Genomic DNA, 16,639 nt, shown 5'->3' with positions numbered 1-16,639 from the left:
CGCTCCTGCACGTTTCCCCTCGGTCCTGCACGAGTCCCCCGCCGTAAGACAAGATCGAATCTACTGTGTCCGCTGACGCCAAGGTGACCAGTTCGGTACTCCGCAGAATGTCGACATGGCAACTTGGCGTGAAGCATTCGATCACGAAGCGTTGCACTCGTGGGCGCCGCAGGGAAGTGCGCCTCGTGGCAGTGGCCAATCCACGTAGGGTGCGCGCGCCCTCCGTACCCCTTTAAGCGCAGGTCGAACGGGGGTTGGGGGGTCGTTCGAGCAAGGGATGGGCCACAGCCACAAGTTGGCTGAAAAGAAGCGTAGCCGTACGCGCAAACCGGTCAGTCGACCGGCTTGTTTCCCCCACTGTGACGAGCGCCTCGGTGAACTCCCGCGCCGCTTCCGCCTCGTGGGCCGGCCCACGGTCCCGCTCCGCTCCGGCGCCCCGTGCACCCCGCGTTCCTCGTAGCGCCCGTGTTCCCCGGGCCGCTCCGCCCGTGCCGCCCGCGCTGCCGCGCGTCGCCCTGCCGGGTGCGTGAGCGGGACACCCCATGTCGTTCCTCGGCCGGCGGCGCCGCCCCCCGCTCGGACTGGCGGAGCAGGACCAGACAGGCACCGGTCACGGCCGCGAGACCGAGGGCCGTGCCGGTCGCGCCGGCGAGCGAGGTGCCGCACCAGAGGAGGACCACCGGGACCAGGACGCAGCTGAAGGCCGCCCAGCGGACCACATCGCCCACGGTGTCGGTCGCGGGCGCCGCCGGGGGACACGCTGCGGAGTGTGTTCCCGATCGCGATCCCGGCGGGGGTGCCGCGTGCGACGGGAAGCGGCCGGAGGGAGTGGACGGGGTGGAGGGGGCGGAGGAATGAGGGACGGTGTCGGGTCCGGGCACGTGCTGCTCCCTAGTACTCCGGTGTTCTCCGTGTTCTCCATGGCGTCCGTTCTCCATGGCGGTGGCTGTGTCCCGTTCAACGCGTGTTCGACCGGCCGGTCACTGCCCGGCCGGCGGCGCGTGCGTCCGGAAGGGGGCGGCCCGGCTCCGCACGGCGACGCCGGCCCCCGTTCCCCGGGAGCCTGAGCAAATTCCCGGGGTGCCTTGCGCAAACCGCCTGTACGGGGCAGCAACCATTGCGTTACGGGCGCCTTCTCATGCATGCTCCCTGGAATGCCGCGTAAGGCGCGCGGGATCTGGGCAGAGGAGGCGTGCCGCCGTACCCTTGGGGGTATGGGGTTGGGAAGATGTTTCCCAGACACAGCTCTGCCGTTCGTTGTCGTCCCCACCACGAGGATCCAAACGCCGAGACACCCATGGCCGGTCACGAATTCTTCGATCCCGCGGACCGCAAGCGCCCGCTCGCCGATCCCACGGCGGCCGAGCCCCTGGCGGCGGAAGAACCCCGCCAGTCCTGCGATCCAGCCTTCAAGCACGGCGTCGTCGTCGGTTTCGACGGTTCGACGTCCAGCGAGCGTGCCCTCGCCTACGCGATCGGGATGGCCCACCGCTCGGGTTCCGGCCTGATCATCGTCCATGTGGCCAACCGGCTGCCCACCACGGTGTGGGCGGGCTGCGAGCCACCGGTCTTCGTCGACGTTCCCGACCACCGCACCGAGGTGCTGGGGCTGGAGCTCGCCTGCGCCGAATACCTCTCCGAGGTGCCCTGGATCCTGGTCGAGCGCGGCGGTGACATCTGCCACGAACTCGAAGAGGTGGGCCGGGAGTACGAGGCGGACGCGATAGTGGTCGGCTCCACGCACGGCATCGTCGGGCGCATCTTCGGCTCGGTCGCCGGCCGGCTCGCCAAGCGCGCCAAGCGGCCCGTCATCGTCATTCCGTAACGCACCGTCATCCCAGGTGGGACGGCCGCCGGAGGGCGGAGGGCGTTCTGTGCGCGGTGGGTGAACCTACTGGCGCGTAGAGGTGTTTGTGCCTTTGTGAAGGGCATATACGGGACGCCGGTCCTACGCGGCGACCGGTACGGCGCAGCGCGACTGCACACGCATGAAGGGAGCCCGCCGTGGACAATGACGTCTCTGCGGGAAGCACCACCACGATCGTAGGAAGACTCGCGCTCGGTGTCACCCTGCTGGCCTTCGGCCTCGGGTACACCGGCTTGATCGACGGAGTGACGGCGGCCGACGCCGTGTCACTCGCCCACTACGTAGGCGGCGTTGCGCTCTTCGTCGCCGGCCTGCTCGCGTTCCGCGACCGTGACACGGCCACCGGTACGGCCTTCACGGGACTCGGCGCTCTCTGGTTCACCTGGGCCGTCTCGGCCGGTGGCCAGGTCTCCGACAACGCGGCGGGACTCTTCCTGCTGCTCTTCGCACTCGTCGTGCTGTCGCTCGCCCTCGCGGGCGGGGACGTGCTCGGCCAGGGCACCTACGGACTCTTCTTCGTCTCCCTGCTGCTTCTCGCCATCGGCCGCTTCGCGGACAGCACCGACCTTGCCAAGGCGGGCGGCTGGTTCGCCGTCGCGTCCGGCGCGGTCGCCTGGTACGCGGCGACCGCGGCGTTCGCCCACTGGCCCACGGCACTTCCGCGACGCGCCGCCGGCCGAGGCGTGACGGCCACCGGCTGACCTCGGCGCGGGCCGGGGCATTGGGCGGCTCCGGCCCCTTGAAGGGCGATCCCCGTGCGCGGGTGGTGCGCACGGGGATCGTTCATGTCCGGCCGTCTGCGGGGGACGTGTCGCGGCGGGCGGATGATGCGGGCTGATCGTTCGGGCGGCGGGCCGCCCGGTGACCGGCTGCCCGACTATTCGACGGTGACCGACTTGGCCAGGTTGCGCGGCTTGTCGATGTCCCGGCCGAGCGCCAACGCCGTGTGGTAGGCGAGGAGTTGGAGCGGGATGCCCATCAGGATCGGGTCCAGCTCGTCCTCGTTCTTCGGGACGAGGATCGTCTGGTCGGCCTTCTCCTGGTGGCGGTGCGCCACGGCGAGGATCTGGCCGCTGCGGGCCTTGATCTCCTCCAGGGCGGCGCGGTTCTTCTCCAGCAGGTCGTCGTCGGGGACGATCGCGACGGTGGGCAGCGCCGGCTCGATCAGCGCCAGCGGACCGTGCTTGAGCTCGGAGGCCGGGTAGGCCTCGGCGTGGATGTACGAGACCTCCTTGAGCTTCAGCGAGGCCTCACGGGCCACCGGGTAGCCCCGGACACGGCCGATGAAGAGCATCGAGCGGGCCTCGGCGTACTCCGCGGCCAGCTTCTTGATCTCGTCCTCCTGCTCCAGGATCTCGGCGATCTGCGCGGGCAGCTTGCGCAGGCCCTCGATGATCCGCTTGCCGTCGCGGACCGAGAGGTCACGGGTGCGGCCGAGGTGCAGGGCGAGCAGCGCGAAGGCGACGGTGGTGTTCGTGAAGCACTTCGTCGAGACGACGCAGACCTCGGGGCCCGCGTGGACGTACATGCCGCCGTCCGCCTCGCGGGCGATCGCCGAGCCGACGACGTTGACCACGCCGAGCACCCGCGCGCCCTTGCGCTTCAGCTCCTGGACGGCGGCCAGCACGTCGTAGGTCTCACCGGACTGGGAGACCGCGATGTACAGGGTGTCGGGGTCCACGACCGCGTTGCGGTAGCGGAACTCGGAGGCCGGCTCGGCGTCCGCGGGGATACGGGCCAGCTCCTCGATCATCTGGGCGCCGATCATGCCCGCGTGGTACGAGGTGCCGCAGCCGAGGATCTTCACGCGGCGCACCGCGCGCGCCTCGCGGGCGTCCAGGTTCAGCCCGCCGAGGTGGACCGTCGAGAACCGGTCGTCGATACGGCCGCGCAGCACGCGGTCCACGGCCTCGACCTGCTCGTGGATCTCCTTGTGCATGTACGTGTCGTGGCCGCCCATGTCGTACGACGCGGCCTCCCACTCCACGGTGGTCGGCTCGGACGTCGTACGGGTGCCCTCGGTGGTGTACGTCCGGAAGTCGTCGGCCTTGAGCGTGGCCATCTCGCCGTCGTCCAGCGTGACTATCTGGCGGGTGTGGGTGACCAGGGCGGCGATGTCCGAGGCGACGAACATCTCCTTCTCGCCGATGCCCAGCACGACGGGGGAGCCGTTGCGCGCCACCACGATGCGGTCGGGGAAGTCGGCGTGCATCACCGCGATGCCGTAGGTGCCCTCTATGACACGCACCGCCTCGCGGACCTTGTCCTCCAGCTTCTCCTGCTGGGAGCGGGCGACCAGGTGGGTGAGGACCTCGGTGTCCGTCTCGGAGAGGAACTCGACGCCGTCGGCCTCAAGCTTCTTCCGCAGGTCGGAGGCGTTGTCGATGATGCCGTTGTGGACGACCGCGACCTTGTTGTCGCCGGACATGTGGGGGTGCGCGTTCACGTCGGAGGGGGCGCCGTGCGTGGCCCAGCGGGTGTGGGCGATACCCGTGGTGCCGGCGAAGCGCTTGGGGACCTTGGCCTCCAGATCGCGGACCCGGCCCTTGGCCTTGACCATCTTCAGGCCGGCCGACTTCGGGGAGGTCACGACTATGCCCGCCGAGTCGTAGCCGCGGTACTCCAGGCGCTGAAGCCCTTCGAGGAGCAGCGGGGTCACATCACGCCTGCCGATGTATCCGACGATTCCGCACATATACGTAGAGTCCCTCAGCCGTAAACGATGCGGCGCAGCTGCCTGAGCGTGAGCTCCGGCGGCGCGACCGCGCGATATTTCAGGTCCGCTTCGATCCGCTCGAAGATCGACGCGTTCACCAGGCCCTGGGCCTGGAGCTCGCGGTGGCGGCGACGGACGAACTCGGGGGTCGTCTCGTCGAAGTAGGCGAGCACGTCCTGGATCACTCGCAGCGCCTCGCCCCGGTTCAGGGGGGTCGACCGCGTCAAATGATCAACGAGTTCGTCGTGCACTCGATGATCCTGGGGCACCGGAAGACGATTCGCAAGAATCCTGCCCGATATCGGGCAACCGGGTGTTGGATCTCTTATGGTGTGCTGTTTACAGGCTGTCCATGCGGCGTCTTGCGTCGCGTCGATTGCCGGGAGCAACTTCTGGTGCCATGGACACTCCACGCATGGGCGTACCCGACCAGCTCGCCGAGAAGATGACCATGGCCGAGCAGTACGAGTACCTTCGCGCCAAGTTCTCCCGGCGCAACATGATCAGAGGCGGCGCCGTGACCATCGGTGCCGTCGCCGGCGGCGCCTTCGTTCCCGGCGTCGCACAGGCCGCCGTCCCGACGCAGCGGACGGCCGCCCCGACCTCGACGGAGAAGGTGGACGGCGCGCTCGTCGCCCCCTTCGGCCGCCACCTCGCCTTCGGCAACGACCCCCGCACCGAGATGACCGTCTCCTGGCAGGTTCCGGTCGCGGTCAGCAGGCCCTACATCCGCATCGGCGCCCACCCCTGTGACCTCTCGCGCAAGATCGAGGCCGAGGTGCGCACCCTCTACACGCCGGCCGGCGTGGGCGCGAGCGGCGACCACACCCAGTACTACCTGCACGCCAAGCTCACCCACCTGCGCCCCGGCAAGACCTACTACTACGGCGTCGGCCACGCGGGCTTCGACCCGGCCGAGCCCCACCTCCTCGGCACGCTCGGCACCTTCACCACCGCGCCCTCGCACGCCGAGCCCTTCACCTTCACCGCCTTCGGTGACGAGGGCGTCGGCTACCACGGCCTCGCCAACGACGCCCTGCTGCTCGCCCAGAACCCGGCCTTCCACCTGCACGCCGGCGACATCGCGTACGCGGACCCGTCCGGCGCGGGCAAGACCGCCGACACCGGCTTCGACTCGCGCATCTGGGACCAGTTCCTCGCCCAGACCGAGACGGTCGCCAAGCAGGTCCCGTGGATGCCGGCGTACGGCAACCACGACATGGAGGCCTGGTACTCGCCCAACGGCTACGGCGGCGAGGAGGCCCGCTGGACGCTGCCGGACAACGGCCCCGACAAGGCCAACCTGCCCGGCGTCTACTCCTTCGTCCACGGCAACACGGCGATCATCTCGCTGGACGCCAACGACATCTCCTTCGAGATTCCGGCCAACCTCGGCATCTCCGGCGGTACTCAGACGAAGTGGCTGGAGGCCCAGCTCAAGAAGTACCGCGCCTCGCGGGACATCGACTTCGTCGTGATCTTCTTCCACCACTGCGCGTACTGCACCTCCACGGCGCACGCCTCGGAGGGGGGCGTGCGACAGGAGTGGGTGCCGCTGTTCGAGAAGTACACCGTCGACCTGGTGATCAACGGCCACAACCACCAGTACGAGCGCACGGACGTCATCAAGGCGAACGCGGTCACCAAGAAGCTGCCGATCGGCGGCACGGCGTACACGGAGACCGACGGTGTCGTGTACGTGACGGCGGGCGCGGCCGGCCGCAGCCTGTACGCCTTCACCGCCCCGGAGTCCTACGAGGGCAAGGAGAACGAGGTCGAGTCCGTCGCCTCCTTCATCAACCTCAAGGACGGCAAGCAGGCCGAGACGGTCGCCTGGTCGCGCGTGCGCTACCTCAACTACTCGTTCCTGCGCGTCGACGTGAACCCGGCCCCGAAGGGCCGCCTCGCAACCCTGAAGGTCCGCGGCATCGCCGAGACCGGTGCCGAGGTCGACCACTTCACGATCGCGCGCCGGGCCAAGTAGCTCCCGGGCGCACGGGTACGTAGAGACACCGGCACGCAGGTACGCCCGGAAGGCGGGGCGTACCGCCTCCTGGCCGGTGGCCCGCTCCCGCGAGCGGCGGTCCCCGAGCGCCCGTTCCTACAGGCGCTTGAGGACCGCCTGCTTGGCCAGGGTGAACTCCTCGTCCGTCAGGACGCCCTCCTTGCGCAGCTCGCCGAGTTCGCGCAGCCTGCGCAGGAGGGCGTCGTGGTCGGCCTCGGGTCCGGGATCGGCGGCGGCGGGCAACGCCGGCTCACCGGCCGGCCGGTCCTCCACCGCCGCCGCCGGATGCGGCAGTCGCGCCTGTACGGCCGCCGCGACCAGCGCCATCAGCGGGTCCTTCTTGAAGCCCCACAGCTCGACGGAGTTGGGGTCGTACTTCGGCGGCGCCTTGGTGTCGGCGCCGCGCACGGTGAAGCGCAGACAGCCGTTCTCGAGACCGGCCGCCGGACGCCACTCGACGGCCGTGATGTCGCCGAGTGCGAGGGTCCGGGCGCCCGACGCGGACTTCGCGTCCTCCGTCTTCCAGTTCCACTCCAGGCGTACGTGTTCACCGTCGAAGCTCGCCGTGCCGTCACCGGCGGACGCGGACAGCGGCACCGCCGGGCCGGGCAGCAGATAGCCGTCGACAGGGTCGGACGGAACCTGGTCGAGGAGCAGCGCTCCCCGCACCTCGTCCACGAAGTACTCGGCGACGCCGAAACGGTCGGCCTCCACCGTGAGCTGATACGGGTCGTTCGGCTCCGCGAGTTTGCCGCCGGTCGCCTGGAGCAGCGGGTCGGCGCCGTCGCGCAGCCGGAGCCTGAGCCGCCCGGCCTTCCTGCCCTGCTCCAGCGAGACCCCTGCCAACGCGCCGAGCGGCATGATGAGTTCACCCAGTGTGCGGCGCAGCAGCCCGACGTTCTTGTCCCGTCCCGGGGTCAGCCGCAGAGCGTCGCCGTCGAAGATCCAGGTGCCGTCCCGCTGGATGATTTCCGCCATGACGGGGATTGTTCCACCGCGTCTGCGGGAGAGTGGTCTCGACCAATTGGTTCTCGACCGATTCGAAGGGCACGGCGAGGGGCGCGGCCGAGGACGGGCCGGGGCCCCCGTCGGGCACCGAAGGGAGCGCATGTGAGACAGCACCACAGAACGCCCCGTCTTCTCGGTACGCTGCTGCTCGTGGCGGCGGCCGGTATCTCCCTCGTCGGCGCGGCACCGCACACCCGGGCCGCCGCTCCGCTCGGCCGCGTCGTCCCGGCCCCCGCCTCCGTGGAGCCGGGCGGATCCCCGTTCCGCGTCTCCGGTGACACCCGCATCCGCGTCGACGACTCCCGCGAGGCCCGCACGGTCGGCGAGTACCTCGCGGACATCCTGCGGCCCTCCACCGGCTACCGGCTGCCGGTCAGCTCGCACGGCGCGGGAGAGATCCGGCTGCGGCTCGGCGGCAAGGGACTGGGCGACGAGGGCTACCGCCTCGACAGCGCCGCGTCCGGAGTCACCATCACCGCCGGACGGCCCGCGGGCCTCTTCCACGGCGTCCAGACCCTGCGGCAACTGCTGCCCGCCGCCGTCGAGAGGGACTCCGTCCAGCGCGGACCCTGGCTGATCGCCGGCGGCACCATCGTGGACACCCCGCGCTACGCCTACCGCGGGGCCATGCTCGACGTCTCCCGGCACTTCTTCACCGTCGCCCAGGTCAAGCGGTACATCGACGAACTGGCCCTCTACAAGGTCAACAAGCTGCATCTTCATCTGAGCGACGACCAGGGCTGGCGCATCGCCGTCGACTCCTGGCCGCGGCTGGCGGCCCACGGCGGCTCCACCCAGGTCGGCGGCGGCCAGGGCGGCTTCTACACCAAGGCCGACTACCGCGCGATCGTCCGGTACGCCGCCGCGCGCTATCTGGAGGTCGTCCCGGAGATCGACATGCCAGGACACACCAACGCCGCCCTCGCCTCGTACGCCGGACTGAACTGCGACGGGATCGCGCCGCCGCTCTACACCGGCACCGACGTCGGCTTCTCCTCGTTGTGCGTGAACAAGCCGCTGACGTACGCCTTCGTGGACGACGTGATCCGCGAACTGGCCGCGCTCACCCCGGGCGCGTACCTCCACATCGGCGGCGACGAGGCGCACTCCACCAGCCACGCCGACTACGTGACCTTCATGGACAAGGTGCAGCCCCTGGTCGCCAAGTACGGCAAGAAGGTGATCGGCTGGCACCAGCTCACCGGGGCCACCCCCGCGAAGGGCGCCATCGCGCAGTACTGGGGGCTCGACGACACCAGCGCCGAGGAGAAGGCACAGGTCGCCCAGGCCGCGCGGAACGGGACCGGGCTCGTGCTGTCGCCCGCGGACCGGCTGTACCTCGACATGAAGTACACCGCCGACACCCCGCTCGGCCAGGACTGGGCCGGCCTGGTGGAGGTGCGGCGGGCCTACGACTGGGACCCGGGCAGCTACCTTCCCGGCGTGCCCGCCACGGCCGTCAAGGGCGTCGAGGCGCCGCTGTGGACCGAGACGATCGTGACCTCCGCCGATATCGACGTCATGGCCTTCCCGAGGCTGCCCGGGGCCGCCGAACTCGGCTGGTCGCCCGCGTCCACGCACGACTGGGACACCTACAAGGTGCGGCTCGCCGCCCAGGGGCCGCGCTGGGACGCCCTGGGCATCGGCTACTACCGCTCGCCCCAGGTCCCCTGGCCTGCGAGCTAGCCCGACATGCCGGCGGGCGCCCCGGAGGACCGTCTCCGGGGCGCCCGCCTGTCCGTGGGGCTCTCCGTGGAGCGCGGTGCTCAGAACCCGGCGATCGGGTTCTTCAGGGTGCCGACCAGTTGCAGCGCGCCCGAGGGGTCCGCCAGGTCGACCATCTGCCGGTTGTCGCGCAGCTGGAGCCGGTTGAGGCAGGACAGCGCGAACTCGGGCGCGAACAGGTCGTACTGCCGGAACTTGTCGTCGAGTTCGGGCGTCGCCTCTTGATACGCGCGCACCGACTCGGCGACGGTCCGCCAGAAGTCCTCCTCGGCGAGGACGCCCTCCTCCGCCAACTGGGCCGCCAGGAAGCGGAAGAAGCAGTCGAAGACGTCGGTGAAGACGGACAACAGCTTCTGGTCGTCGGGGACTTCGACCCGGATCCGCTCGACCGCGGGTGGCAGCACCGCGTGCGGGTCCATGACCACGATCTCCTCGGCGATGTCCTTGTAGACCGCCCGCCGTACGGCGCCGTCCTTCAGGACGAGGATGACGTTCTCGCCGTGCGGCATGTAAGCCAGGTCGTACGCGTAGAAGCTGTGCAGCAGCGGGGTGAGGTAGGCGCGCAGATAGCCGCGCAGCCACTCCACCGGCGTCAGGCCCGACCGCTCGATCAGCGCGCCCGCGAACGAGGCGCCCTCGTGGTCGACATGGACGAGGGACGCCATCGTCGCGAGGCTCTCGCCCTCCTGGAGCGAGCCGACCGGACTCTCGCGCCACAGCGCGGCCAGCATCTTGCGGTACGGGGAGTGGCGGTCGGTGGCCGCCTCGTACTCCAGGTGCCGGTAGCCGACGGCCGCCCGCTCGCGGATGACCGACAGGCCGGTGGACTTCAGCACCGGGTCGTTCTCGACGAGCTGGGCCAGCCAGTCGTTGATGGCCGGGGTCGCCTCCATGTAGGCGGCGGACAGACCGCGCATGAAGCCCATGTTGAGGACGCTCAGCGCCGTCTTCACATAGTGCTTGTGCGGGCTGCTGGTGTTGAAGAACGTCCGGATGGACTGCTGGGCCAGGTACGCGTCGTCGCCCTCGCCGAGGCAGACCAGACGCCGCTCGGCGACCTCGGCGGCGAACGTCACGGACAGCTTGTTCCACCACTGCCAGGGGTGCACGGGTATGAGCAGGTAGTCCTCGGGGTCGAGACCCTGGCCGGTCAGCGTCCGGGCGAACCGCTCGACCGTCTCCGCGCCCAGCTCCTCGCGCACGAAGGACTCGTACTCGATGCCGACGCCGGCCGTGAAGGCGGCCCGTGAGCGGTGCGCCGCCAGCCACACCAGCCGGACCGGGCTCGCGGTCTCGGGGGCGTAGGCGAGGTACTCGTGCACCCCGAAGCCGAGCCGCCCGTTGTTGGCGACGAAGCAGGGGTGCCCCTCGGTCATACCGGTCTCGATGGCCTGGAAACCGGCGCCGGCCAGCTCGCGGACCGGGATCGGCGGCTTGGTGAGTTTGAAGCAGGTGCCCGAGAGGGTGGAGGAGATCTCCTCCAGGTAGACCGGCAGGACCTCGTCGCTCAGACCGAGCGACTCCTTCAGCTCGATGAAGAAGTCCAGTGCGGACAGCGGGAGTTCGGCGCCGTCGCGGTGCCGGGTGACCGACTCGGCGGCCACCTGCCAGTGGTCGAGGGAACGCCTGGTGGCGGTGAACCGGTAGCTCGTCAGCCCGTCGTCGCCGCGGACCTCGTACCGGCCGTCCGGCAGGCTCCGGGGGGTGATCAGCCGCTCGTGGGCGAACTCGGCGAGCGCCTTGCGGACGAGAAGACGGTTGGCGAGGGCCCAGCGCTCGGGGGAGAGGTGGGCGACGCTCTCGGCGAGGCTCATGCCGACACCGCCTTCGTGAACCGCTCCCGGGTGCAGAAGCTCAGCAGCGCCTTCTTCTCCGGCTTCCGGATCTCCCGCTCGGGCACGAAGCCGACGGCCTCGTTGAGGGCGTGCACGGCCGTGTTGCCCACGTCGGGCTCGACGACGACCCGGCGGGTGGCCGGGTCGGCGAACAGATGCTCCATGACCGCGGTGATCACGGCCCGGGTGAAGCCGTGCACGGGCGTGTCGCTCGGCGCGACCAGGAAGTGCATGCCGACATCGCCCGGCTCCGGCTCGTACAGGCCGACGAGTTCGACGTACCGGGGGTCGTAGCGCTCCATCAGGAAGACGGGCTCGCCGTCCAGCAGTCCGAGGAAGGCGTCGTGGTGGTCACTGGCCGCGATGGCCATGTACGCGCGCTCCACGTCGTGCAGTCTCGCCTCCTGCATCATCCAGAAGGCGGCCTTGGGATGCGTCACCCATCCGTGCAGCAGCGGGGCGTCCTCGACGGGGTCGAGGGGGCGGACGGTGAAGGTGCCGAGGTCGGTCGCGGTGGTCATGCGGCGAACTCCTGGAAGGCGATGGACTTCTCGACCGGGTAGTACTCGGTTCCGCCGAGCAGCTCGCGGATGATGGACGCGTTGCGGTACGGGCCCATGCCGAGGTCTGGTGAGGTGATCGAGTGGGTGTGGACTCCCGCGTTCTGCAGGAAGACCCCGTTCCCCGTGATGTCGATGGCGTAGTTGCGGGCCACGTCGAAGTTGCCCCGGGTGTCGTAGCGGAGCCGGTCACGCACGGGTGCGAGGAACGCGGGCTCGGCGTACCGGTAGCCCGTGGCCAGGACCAGGCCGGCCGAGCTCAGCTCGTAGTCCTTGCCCTGCTCCTGCTGGCGGAGGCCGAGGGTGTACGTGCCCCCGTCGTAACGCGCGCTTTCCAGCGAGGAGTTGGTGAGGAGACGCGCGGGGACCGGGCCGCCGAGGTTCTTCTGGTAGAGCAGGTCGAAGATCGCGTCGATCAGCTCCCCGTCGATGCCCTTGAAGAGGCCCTTCTGCTCCGACTGGAGGCGATAGCGGGTCGCTTCGGGCAGCGCGTGGAAGTAGTCGATGTACTCCGGAGAGGTCATCTCCAGGGTGAGCTTGGTGTATTCGAGGGGGAAGAAGCGCGGCGAGCGGGTCACCCAGTTCAACCGGTAGCCGTGGACGTCGATCTCGCTCAGCAGGTCGTGGAAGATCTCGGCGGCGGACTGGCCGCTGCCGACCAGGGTGATCGACTCCTTGGCCTGCAGCTCCCGCTTGTGGTGCACATAGCGGGAGTTGTGGATGAAGTCGCCGCCGAGGTCCGCGCAGGCGTCCGGGACATGGGGCGAGGTGCCGGTGCCGAGGACCAGGCGCCGGGCCCGCAGCAGCTCACCGGCCTCCGTCCGTACGTCGTACACCTCGTCCTCGTACGTCACCTCCGCGACCGTCGTGGAGAAGCGGACGCTGCTCAGCTTCGACGCGGCCCAGCGGCAGTAGTCGTCGTACTCGACGCGCAGCGGGTAGAAGTTCTCGCGGATGTAGAACGAGTAGAGACGGCCCGATTCCTTCAGGTAGTTGAGGAAGGAGTACGGGGACGTCGGGTCGGCGAGGGTGACCAGGTCCGACATGAACGGGGTCTGGAGGTGCGCGCCCTCCAGGAACATGCCGGAGTGCCACTCGAAGTGGGGCTTCGACTCCAGGAAGACGCCGCTGAGTTCGGCGATCGGCTCGGTCAGGCAGGCGAGGCCGAGATTGAAGGGCCCGAGCCCGATCCCCACGAAGTCGTAGGTCGTGTCCGTGGATTCAGCAAGCGCGGTCAAGGGGCTCTCCCAGGTACTGCTCGGCGTGGCCGGCGATCAGATCGAGGACGGCGGCGATGTCGTCCGTCGTGGTCTCGGGGTTGAGCAGGGTGAACTTCAGGTAGTGGCGTCCGCCGACCTTGGTGCCCGCGACGACGGCGTCACCGGAGGCGAACAGGGCCTTGCGGGCGTACAGGTTGGCGCGGTCGATCTCGGCTGGATCGGTGACGGCGGCCGGGATGTACCGGAAGACGAGGGTGGAGAGCGTGGGCTGGACGACGACGTCGAAGCGCGGGTCGGCGGCGAGCAGCTTCCAGCCCTCCTCCGCCAGGTCGCAGACCTCGTCGAAGAGTTCGCCGATACCGTCGGCGCCCATCACGCGCAGCGTCATCCACAGTTTCAGCGCGTCGAAACGCCGGGTGGTCTGGAGGGACTTGTCGACCTGGTTGGGGATGCGCTCCTGGACCATCCGGCGCGGGTTCAGGTACTCCGCGTGGTAGGTGGCGTGGCGCAGGGTCGAGGCGTCCCGGACCAGCACGGCCGAGGAACTCACCGGCTGGAAGAAGGACTTGTGGTAGTCGACGGTGACGGAGTCGGCGCGCTCGATGCCGTCGACGCGGTCCCTGTTCTTCAGCGAGGTGAGCAGTCCGCAGCCGTAGGCCGCGTCCACGTGCATCCAGGCGCCGAACTGGGCGCACAGCTCCGCGATTTCGGGCAGCGGGTCGATGGAGCCGAAGTCGGTGGTGCCCGCGGTGGCGACGACGGCCATCGGAACGAGGCCGTCCTGGCGGCAGCGTTCCAGCTCGCGGGCGAGGGCGACGGTCTGCATGCGCTTGTCGTGGTCGACGGGGATCGAGACGACGGCGTCGGGAGCGAGGCCGAGGAGTTTGGCCGATTTCTTCACGCTGAAGTGGCCGGCCTCGGAGGCGAAGATCCGCAGTCTGCCGAGGTCGGCCCTCGTTCCCTCGCCCTCCCAGCCCTCCCCGCCGGGCTTGGCCTCCTCGCGGGCCAGCAGCAGGGCCTGGAGGTTGGACTGGCTGCCGCCGCTGGTGAACACACCGTCGGCGGCCGGTCCGAGGCCGATCCGCTCGTTGGTCCAGTCGATGAGCTTGCGCTCGATCAGGGTGCCGCCGGCCGACTGGTCCCAGGTGTCCAGGGAGGAGTTGACGGCGGACAGGACGGCCTCGCCGAGCACGGCCGGGATGACGACCGGGCAGTTGAGGTGGGCGAGGTAGCGGGGGTGGTGGAAGTAGATCGCGTCCTGGAGGTAGACCTCTTCCAGCTCGTCGAGGACGGCCGTGGTGTCGTGCAGGGGCTTGTCGAGGTCGATCCGCTCGATGCGGGGAGCGAGGTCGTCGACCGTGACACCCGTGAACGGGCGTTCGGTGGTGGCGAGTCTGGCCGCCACCCGCTCGACGCCTTCGGTCACGGAGCGGCGGTACCGGTCCGCGGTGGTGTCATTGAGCAGGTGCGAGCGCATGTGGGGGTCCTCCGTGCGGGGGAGAGTCCGAGCGGGACAGGAGAAGGGCGGAGTCGCGACGTTCAACTTAGGTTAGCCTAACCTAAGTCGATCGTGCGACCCTGCCCCACCTGGTCTTTCGTGACGCACGCCCCGGATCGGCGCCGGACCGTTCCGGACTTCCGGGAGGCGCCGCGGGTGTCCGCGAACTACTCGCCCCGCTCCCGTAGTTGCTCCTCGCTCAGCCCCTGCCGCCAGTAGCCCACGAAGGTGACCCGCCTGCGGTCGATGCCCCGCTCGCGCACCAGATGGCGGCGCAGTTCCCTCATGCGGCCGGACTCGCCCGCGATCCAGGCGTACGGGGCCCGGGTGGCGGGGAGTTGAGCGGCCCGCAGGGCGTCGAGGGCCATGGAGGAGCCCGGCGAGCCCGGGTGGCTCGCGTCGGAGTGTTCGTCCCGGACGAGCCAGGTGATCTCGGCGTCGGCCGAGGTCGTCGGATCCTGGATGTCGGCGGCGTGCTGGACCTCCAGCCAGGCGCGGACGCGCAGGCCCGCCGGCAGCGATGCGAGGATGGCGGAGGCCGCGGGGACGGCCGTCTCGTCGCCCCACAGGACCACGAGGTCGGTGTCCGCGGGCGGCCGGAAGCGGATGGCCCGGTTGTCCTCGACGGCGGGGCCGAGCAGGACGACACGGTCACCGGACCGGGCGCCGGAGGCCCAGCGCGAGGCGGGTCCCGCCGGTACGGTCGCGCCCGGCTCCAGCCCGTGCAGCGCGAAGTCGATGTCGATCTCGTCGGGATCGCGGCGCAGTTCGCGCAGGGTGTACGAGCGCATCACCGCCCGTACGGCGTCGGGCAGTTCGCGCCAGCCCTGCCACCAGTTGTCGCCGAGCTCGATCGGCACGGCCGGCTCGCTCTGGCCCGGATGCGGCAGGAACAGGGACAGGGACTGGTCGCGCCCGTCGGAGTGGAACTCCCGTAGATCGGGCCCGGCGAAGGTCACGCGGAGCAGGGACGGGCCGAGCCGCCTCGTCCGTACGACCTGGAGGGAGAAGAAACGGAACGGAGCGGCTACGGCCGTCTTCATGAGGGCTCCTGAGTCATCGTCAGGCGGTGGGAGAGCGGGTGTCAGGCGACCTTTTTCGCGTTCTCGATGGCCTCGGCGAGCTTGTCGAGGATCGGGGTGCACTTGTCGTACGACAGGATCGGCTCGGGCGTGCGGGCGATGACCTGGCCGGCCTTGACGGCGGGGAGCTTCTTCCAGGTGGCCTCGGTGATGTCGGCCGGCTGGATGGTCGAGGTGCGGTCGTCCATGATGATGATGTCGGCCGGGTACTTGTCGACGTTCTCCCAGCTCAGGTTCTCGAACCAGCCGCCGCTGGCCTTCAGGGCCTTGGCGGAGGGCTCGACGATGTTCACGCCGAGCGCCTTGAAGTACTCCAGGTCGATGGAGAGGTTGGAACCGGAGACGTAGAAGATGTCCTGGCTCGCGCTGCCTGCGAGCACCTTGATCTCGGGGCGGGCCTTGGCGGCCTTGCGCAGCCGCTCGGCGGCCGTCTCGAACTTCTTCTTCGCCTGGACGGTCTTCGCGGACTTCACGTCGGCGCCGAGCGACTCGGCCAGGGCGAGCATGTGCTCCAGCGGCTGGGGCATCTGGACGTCGTAGACGCCGATGCCGACGCTCGGGGCCAGCTTGAGGATCTTGTCCTTGGACTCCTCGGGGACGTACCAGAGCGTGCCCGCGGTGTCGAACATGGTCGAGATGAGGACGTCGGGGGCCAGGCCCGCGTACTTCTCGATGTTGAACTGGCCCCACTCGTTGCCGAGGATCGTCACCTTGCTGATGTCCATGTCGCCGGCCTGGACGTCGGCCTTGCCGTCCTTGGTCTTCGTCGGGCCGAACACGCCCTTGACCTCGATGCCGTAGTCGAACAGGGCGGCGGCGACACCGGTGAAGGCGACGATGTTCGCCGGAACCCTGTCCAGCTTCACGGTCGTGCCGCGGTCGTCCTCGAACGTCCACGGGCCGGACTTCTCGGCGGCCTTCGTCGAGTCCGAGCCACCGTCTTTCGAGGCGTTGTCGTCGCCGCAGGCGGCGAGGACGGCACCGAGGCCGAGGGCGCCGCCCGCGGCGAGGATGCCGCGACGGGTGAGGTGAGTGGCACGGGCGTTGGGCATGAGTGTGGCTGCTTTCGGCACGGGGCGGGAGCGCCCGCCGGATGAGTTCGAAGGTAGGTTAGCCTAACCTC

At 69.6% G+C, this 16,639-nt stretch carries 14 protein-coding genes; 4 read left to right on the top strand and 10 right to left on the bottom strand.

The genetic code is table 11. The features are described 5' to 3' along the window. Positions 1 to 332: 332 nt before the first annotated feature. Positions 333 to 728: a hypothetical protein gene (locus tag ACIQRL_RS05795; protein ID WP_401327429.1), complete on the bottom strand. Its 396-nt coding sequence runs from the start codon at positions 726 to 728 to the stop codon at positions 333 to 335. A gap of 569 nt (positions 729 to 1,297) precedes the next feature. Here ACIQRL_RS05795 and ACIQRL_RS05790 point away from each other — a divergent pair. Beyond that, entirely contained in the window at positions 1,298 to 1,825 is a 528-nt protein-coding gene (locus tag ACIQRL_RS05790) for a universal stress protein (protein WP_261703579.1), read from the top strand. 179 nt (positions 1,826 to 2,004) lie between these two features. Beyond that, positions 2,005 to 2,568, top strand: a complete 564-nt coding sequence (locus ACIQRL_RS05785; protein ID WP_401327426.1) for a GPR1/FUN34/YaaH family transporter — start codon at positions 2,005 to 2,007, stop codon at positions 2,566 to 2,568. A 176-nt stretch (positions 2,569 to 2,744) separates the two neighbouring features. Here ACIQRL_RS05785 and glmS read toward each other — a convergent pair whose 3' ends face one another. Next, positions 2,745 to 4,562: a glutamine--fructose-6-phosphate transaminase (isomerizing) gene (glmS, locus tag ACIQRL_RS05780; protein ID WP_401327423.1), complete on the bottom strand. Its 1,818-nt coding sequence runs from the start codon at positions 4,560 to 4,562 to the stop codon at positions 2,745 to 2,747. 14 nt (positions 4,563 to 4,576) lie between these two features. Next, positions 4,577 to 4,834, bottom strand: a complete 258-nt coding sequence (locus tag ACIQRL_RS05775; RefSeq protein WP_401327421.1) for a hypothetical protein — start codon at positions 4,832 to 4,834, stop codon at positions 4,577 to 4,579. Between the two features lie 164 nt (positions 4,835 to 4,998). On the opposite strand from ACIQRL_RS05775, the gene ACIQRL_RS05770 reads away from it, so the two are divergent. After that, positions 4,999 to 6,567, top strand: coding sequence for a purple acid phosphatase family protein (locus ACIQRL_RS05770; protein ID WP_401327418.1), 1,569 nt, complete (start codon positions 4,999 to 5,001; stop codon positions 6,565 to 6,567). 117 nt (positions 6,568 to 6,684) lie between these two features. Here ACIQRL_RS05770 and ACIQRL_RS05765 read toward each other — a convergent pair whose 3' ends face one another. After that, entirely contained in the window at positions 6,685 to 7,566 is an 882-nt protein-coding gene (locus tag ACIQRL_RS05765) for a DUF4429 domain-containing protein (protein ID WP_401327416.1), read from the bottom strand. 132 nt (positions 7,567 to 7,698) lie between these two features. Here ACIQRL_RS05765 and ACIQRL_RS05760 point away from each other — a divergent pair, with 132 nt between their 5' ends. Next, positions 7,699 to 9,282, top strand: a complete 1,584-nt coding sequence (locus ACIQRL_RS05760) for a beta-N-acetylhexosaminidase (RefSeq protein ID WP_401327413.1) — start codon at positions 7,699 to 7,701, stop codon at positions 9,280 to 9,282. A gap of 80 nt (positions 9,283 to 9,362) precedes the next feature. Here ACIQRL_RS05760 and ACIQRL_RS05755 read toward each other — a convergent pair whose 3' ends face one another. From ACIQRL_RS05755 to ACIQRL_RS05730, 6 genes are all read right to left on the bottom strand, one after another. Further along, the gene (locus ACIQRL_RS05755) at positions 9,363 to 11,135 is read right to left on the bottom strand and encodes an IucA/IucC family protein (RefSeq protein WP_401327411.1); all 1,773 of its coding nucleotides are present in this window, start codon (positions 11,133 to 11,135) and stop codon (positions 9,363 to 9,365) included. Beyond that, positions 11,132 to 11,677 (bottom strand): GNAT family N-acetyltransferase, encoded by a 546-nt coding sequence (locus tag ACIQRL_RS05750; protein ID WP_401327409.1) that lies wholly within the window; start codon positions 11,675 to 11,677, stop codon positions 11,132 to 11,134. The genes ACIQRL_RS05755 and ACIQRL_RS05750 overlap by 4 nt, the downstream gene beginning before the upstream one ends. Further along, positions 11,674 to 12,954 (bottom strand): lysine N(6)-hydroxylase/L-ornithine N(5)-oxygenase family protein, encoded by a 1,281-nt coding sequence (locus ACIQRL_RS05745; protein WP_401327406.1) that lies wholly within the window; start codon positions 12,952 to 12,954, stop codon positions 11,674 to 11,676. The genes ACIQRL_RS05750 and ACIQRL_RS05745 overlap by 4 nt, the downstream gene beginning before the upstream one ends. Further along, positions 12,938 to 14,413: a lysine decarboxylase DesA gene (gene desA / locus ACIQRL_RS05740; protein ID WP_401327404.1), complete on the bottom strand. Its 1,476-nt coding sequence runs from the start codon at positions 14,411 to 14,413 to the stop codon at positions 12,938 to 12,940. Before desA ends, ACIQRL_RS05745 begins: the two co-directional genes overlap by 17 nt. 188 nt (positions 14,414 to 14,601) lie before the next feature. Continuing rightward, complete coding sequence (locus tag ACIQRL_RS05735; RefSeq protein ID WP_401327401.1) at positions 14,602 to 15,477, bottom strand: siderophore-interacting protein; 876 nt, start codon at positions 15,475 to 15,477, stop codon at positions 14,602 to 14,604. Between the two features lie 41 nt (positions 15,478 to 15,518). Then, the gene (locus ACIQRL_RS05730; protein WP_401327399.1) at positions 15,519 to 16,568 is read right to left on the bottom strand and encodes an ABC transporter substrate-binding protein; all 1,050 of its coding nucleotides are present in this window, start codon (positions 16,566 to 16,568) and stop codon (positions 15,519 to 15,521) included. Positions 16,569 to 16,639 lie beyond the last annotated feature (71 nt).

The organism is Streptomyces sp. NPDC091209 (assembly GCF_044757755.1).
Classification (GTDB): Bacteria; Actinomycetota; Actinomycetes; order Streptomycetales; family Streptomycetaceae; genus Streptomyces.
This window is presented reverse-complemented; position numbering and strand designations above follow the sequence as displayed.

Excerpts from the sequence above, each read along its gene's own strand:
- ACIQRL_RS05730 (WP_401327399.1), bottom strand. The coding sequence starts at position 16,568 with ATGCCCAACGCCCGTGCCACTCACCTCACCCGTCGCGGCATCCTCGCC.
- ACIQRL_RS05770 (WP_401327418.1), top strand. The coding sequence starts at position 4,999 with ATGGGCGTACCCGACCAGCTCGCCGAGAAGATGACCATGGCCGAGCAG.
- glmS (WP_401327423.1), bottom strand. The coding sequence starts at position 4,562 with ATGTGCGGAATCGTCGGATACATCGGCAGGCGTGATGTGACCCCGCTG.
- ACIQRL_RS05765 (WP_401327416.1), bottom strand. The coding sequence starts at position 7,566 with ATGGCGGAAATCATCCAGCGGGACGGCACCTGGATCTTCGACGGCGAC.
- ACIQRL_RS05790 (WP_261703579.1), top strand. The coding sequence starts at position 1,298 with ATGGCCGGTCACGAATTCTTCGATCCCGCGGACCGCAAGCGCCCGCTC.
- ACIQRL_RS05755 (WP_401327411.1), bottom strand. The coding sequence starts at position 11,135 with ATGAGCCTCGCCGAGAGCGTCGCCCACCTCTCCCCCGAGCGCTGGGCC.
- desA (WP_401327404.1), bottom strand. The coding sequence starts at position 14,413 with ATGCGCTCGCACCTGCTCAATGACACCACCGCGGACCGGTACCGCCGC.
- ACIQRL_RS05750 (WP_401327409.1), bottom strand. The coding sequence starts at position 11,677 with ATGACCACCGCGACCGACCTCGGCACCTTCACCGTCCGCCCCCTCGAC.
- ACIQRL_RS05735 (WP_401327401.1), bottom strand. The coding sequence starts at position 15,477 with ATGAAGACGGCCGTAGCCGCTCCGTTCCGTTTCTTCTCCCTCCAGGTC.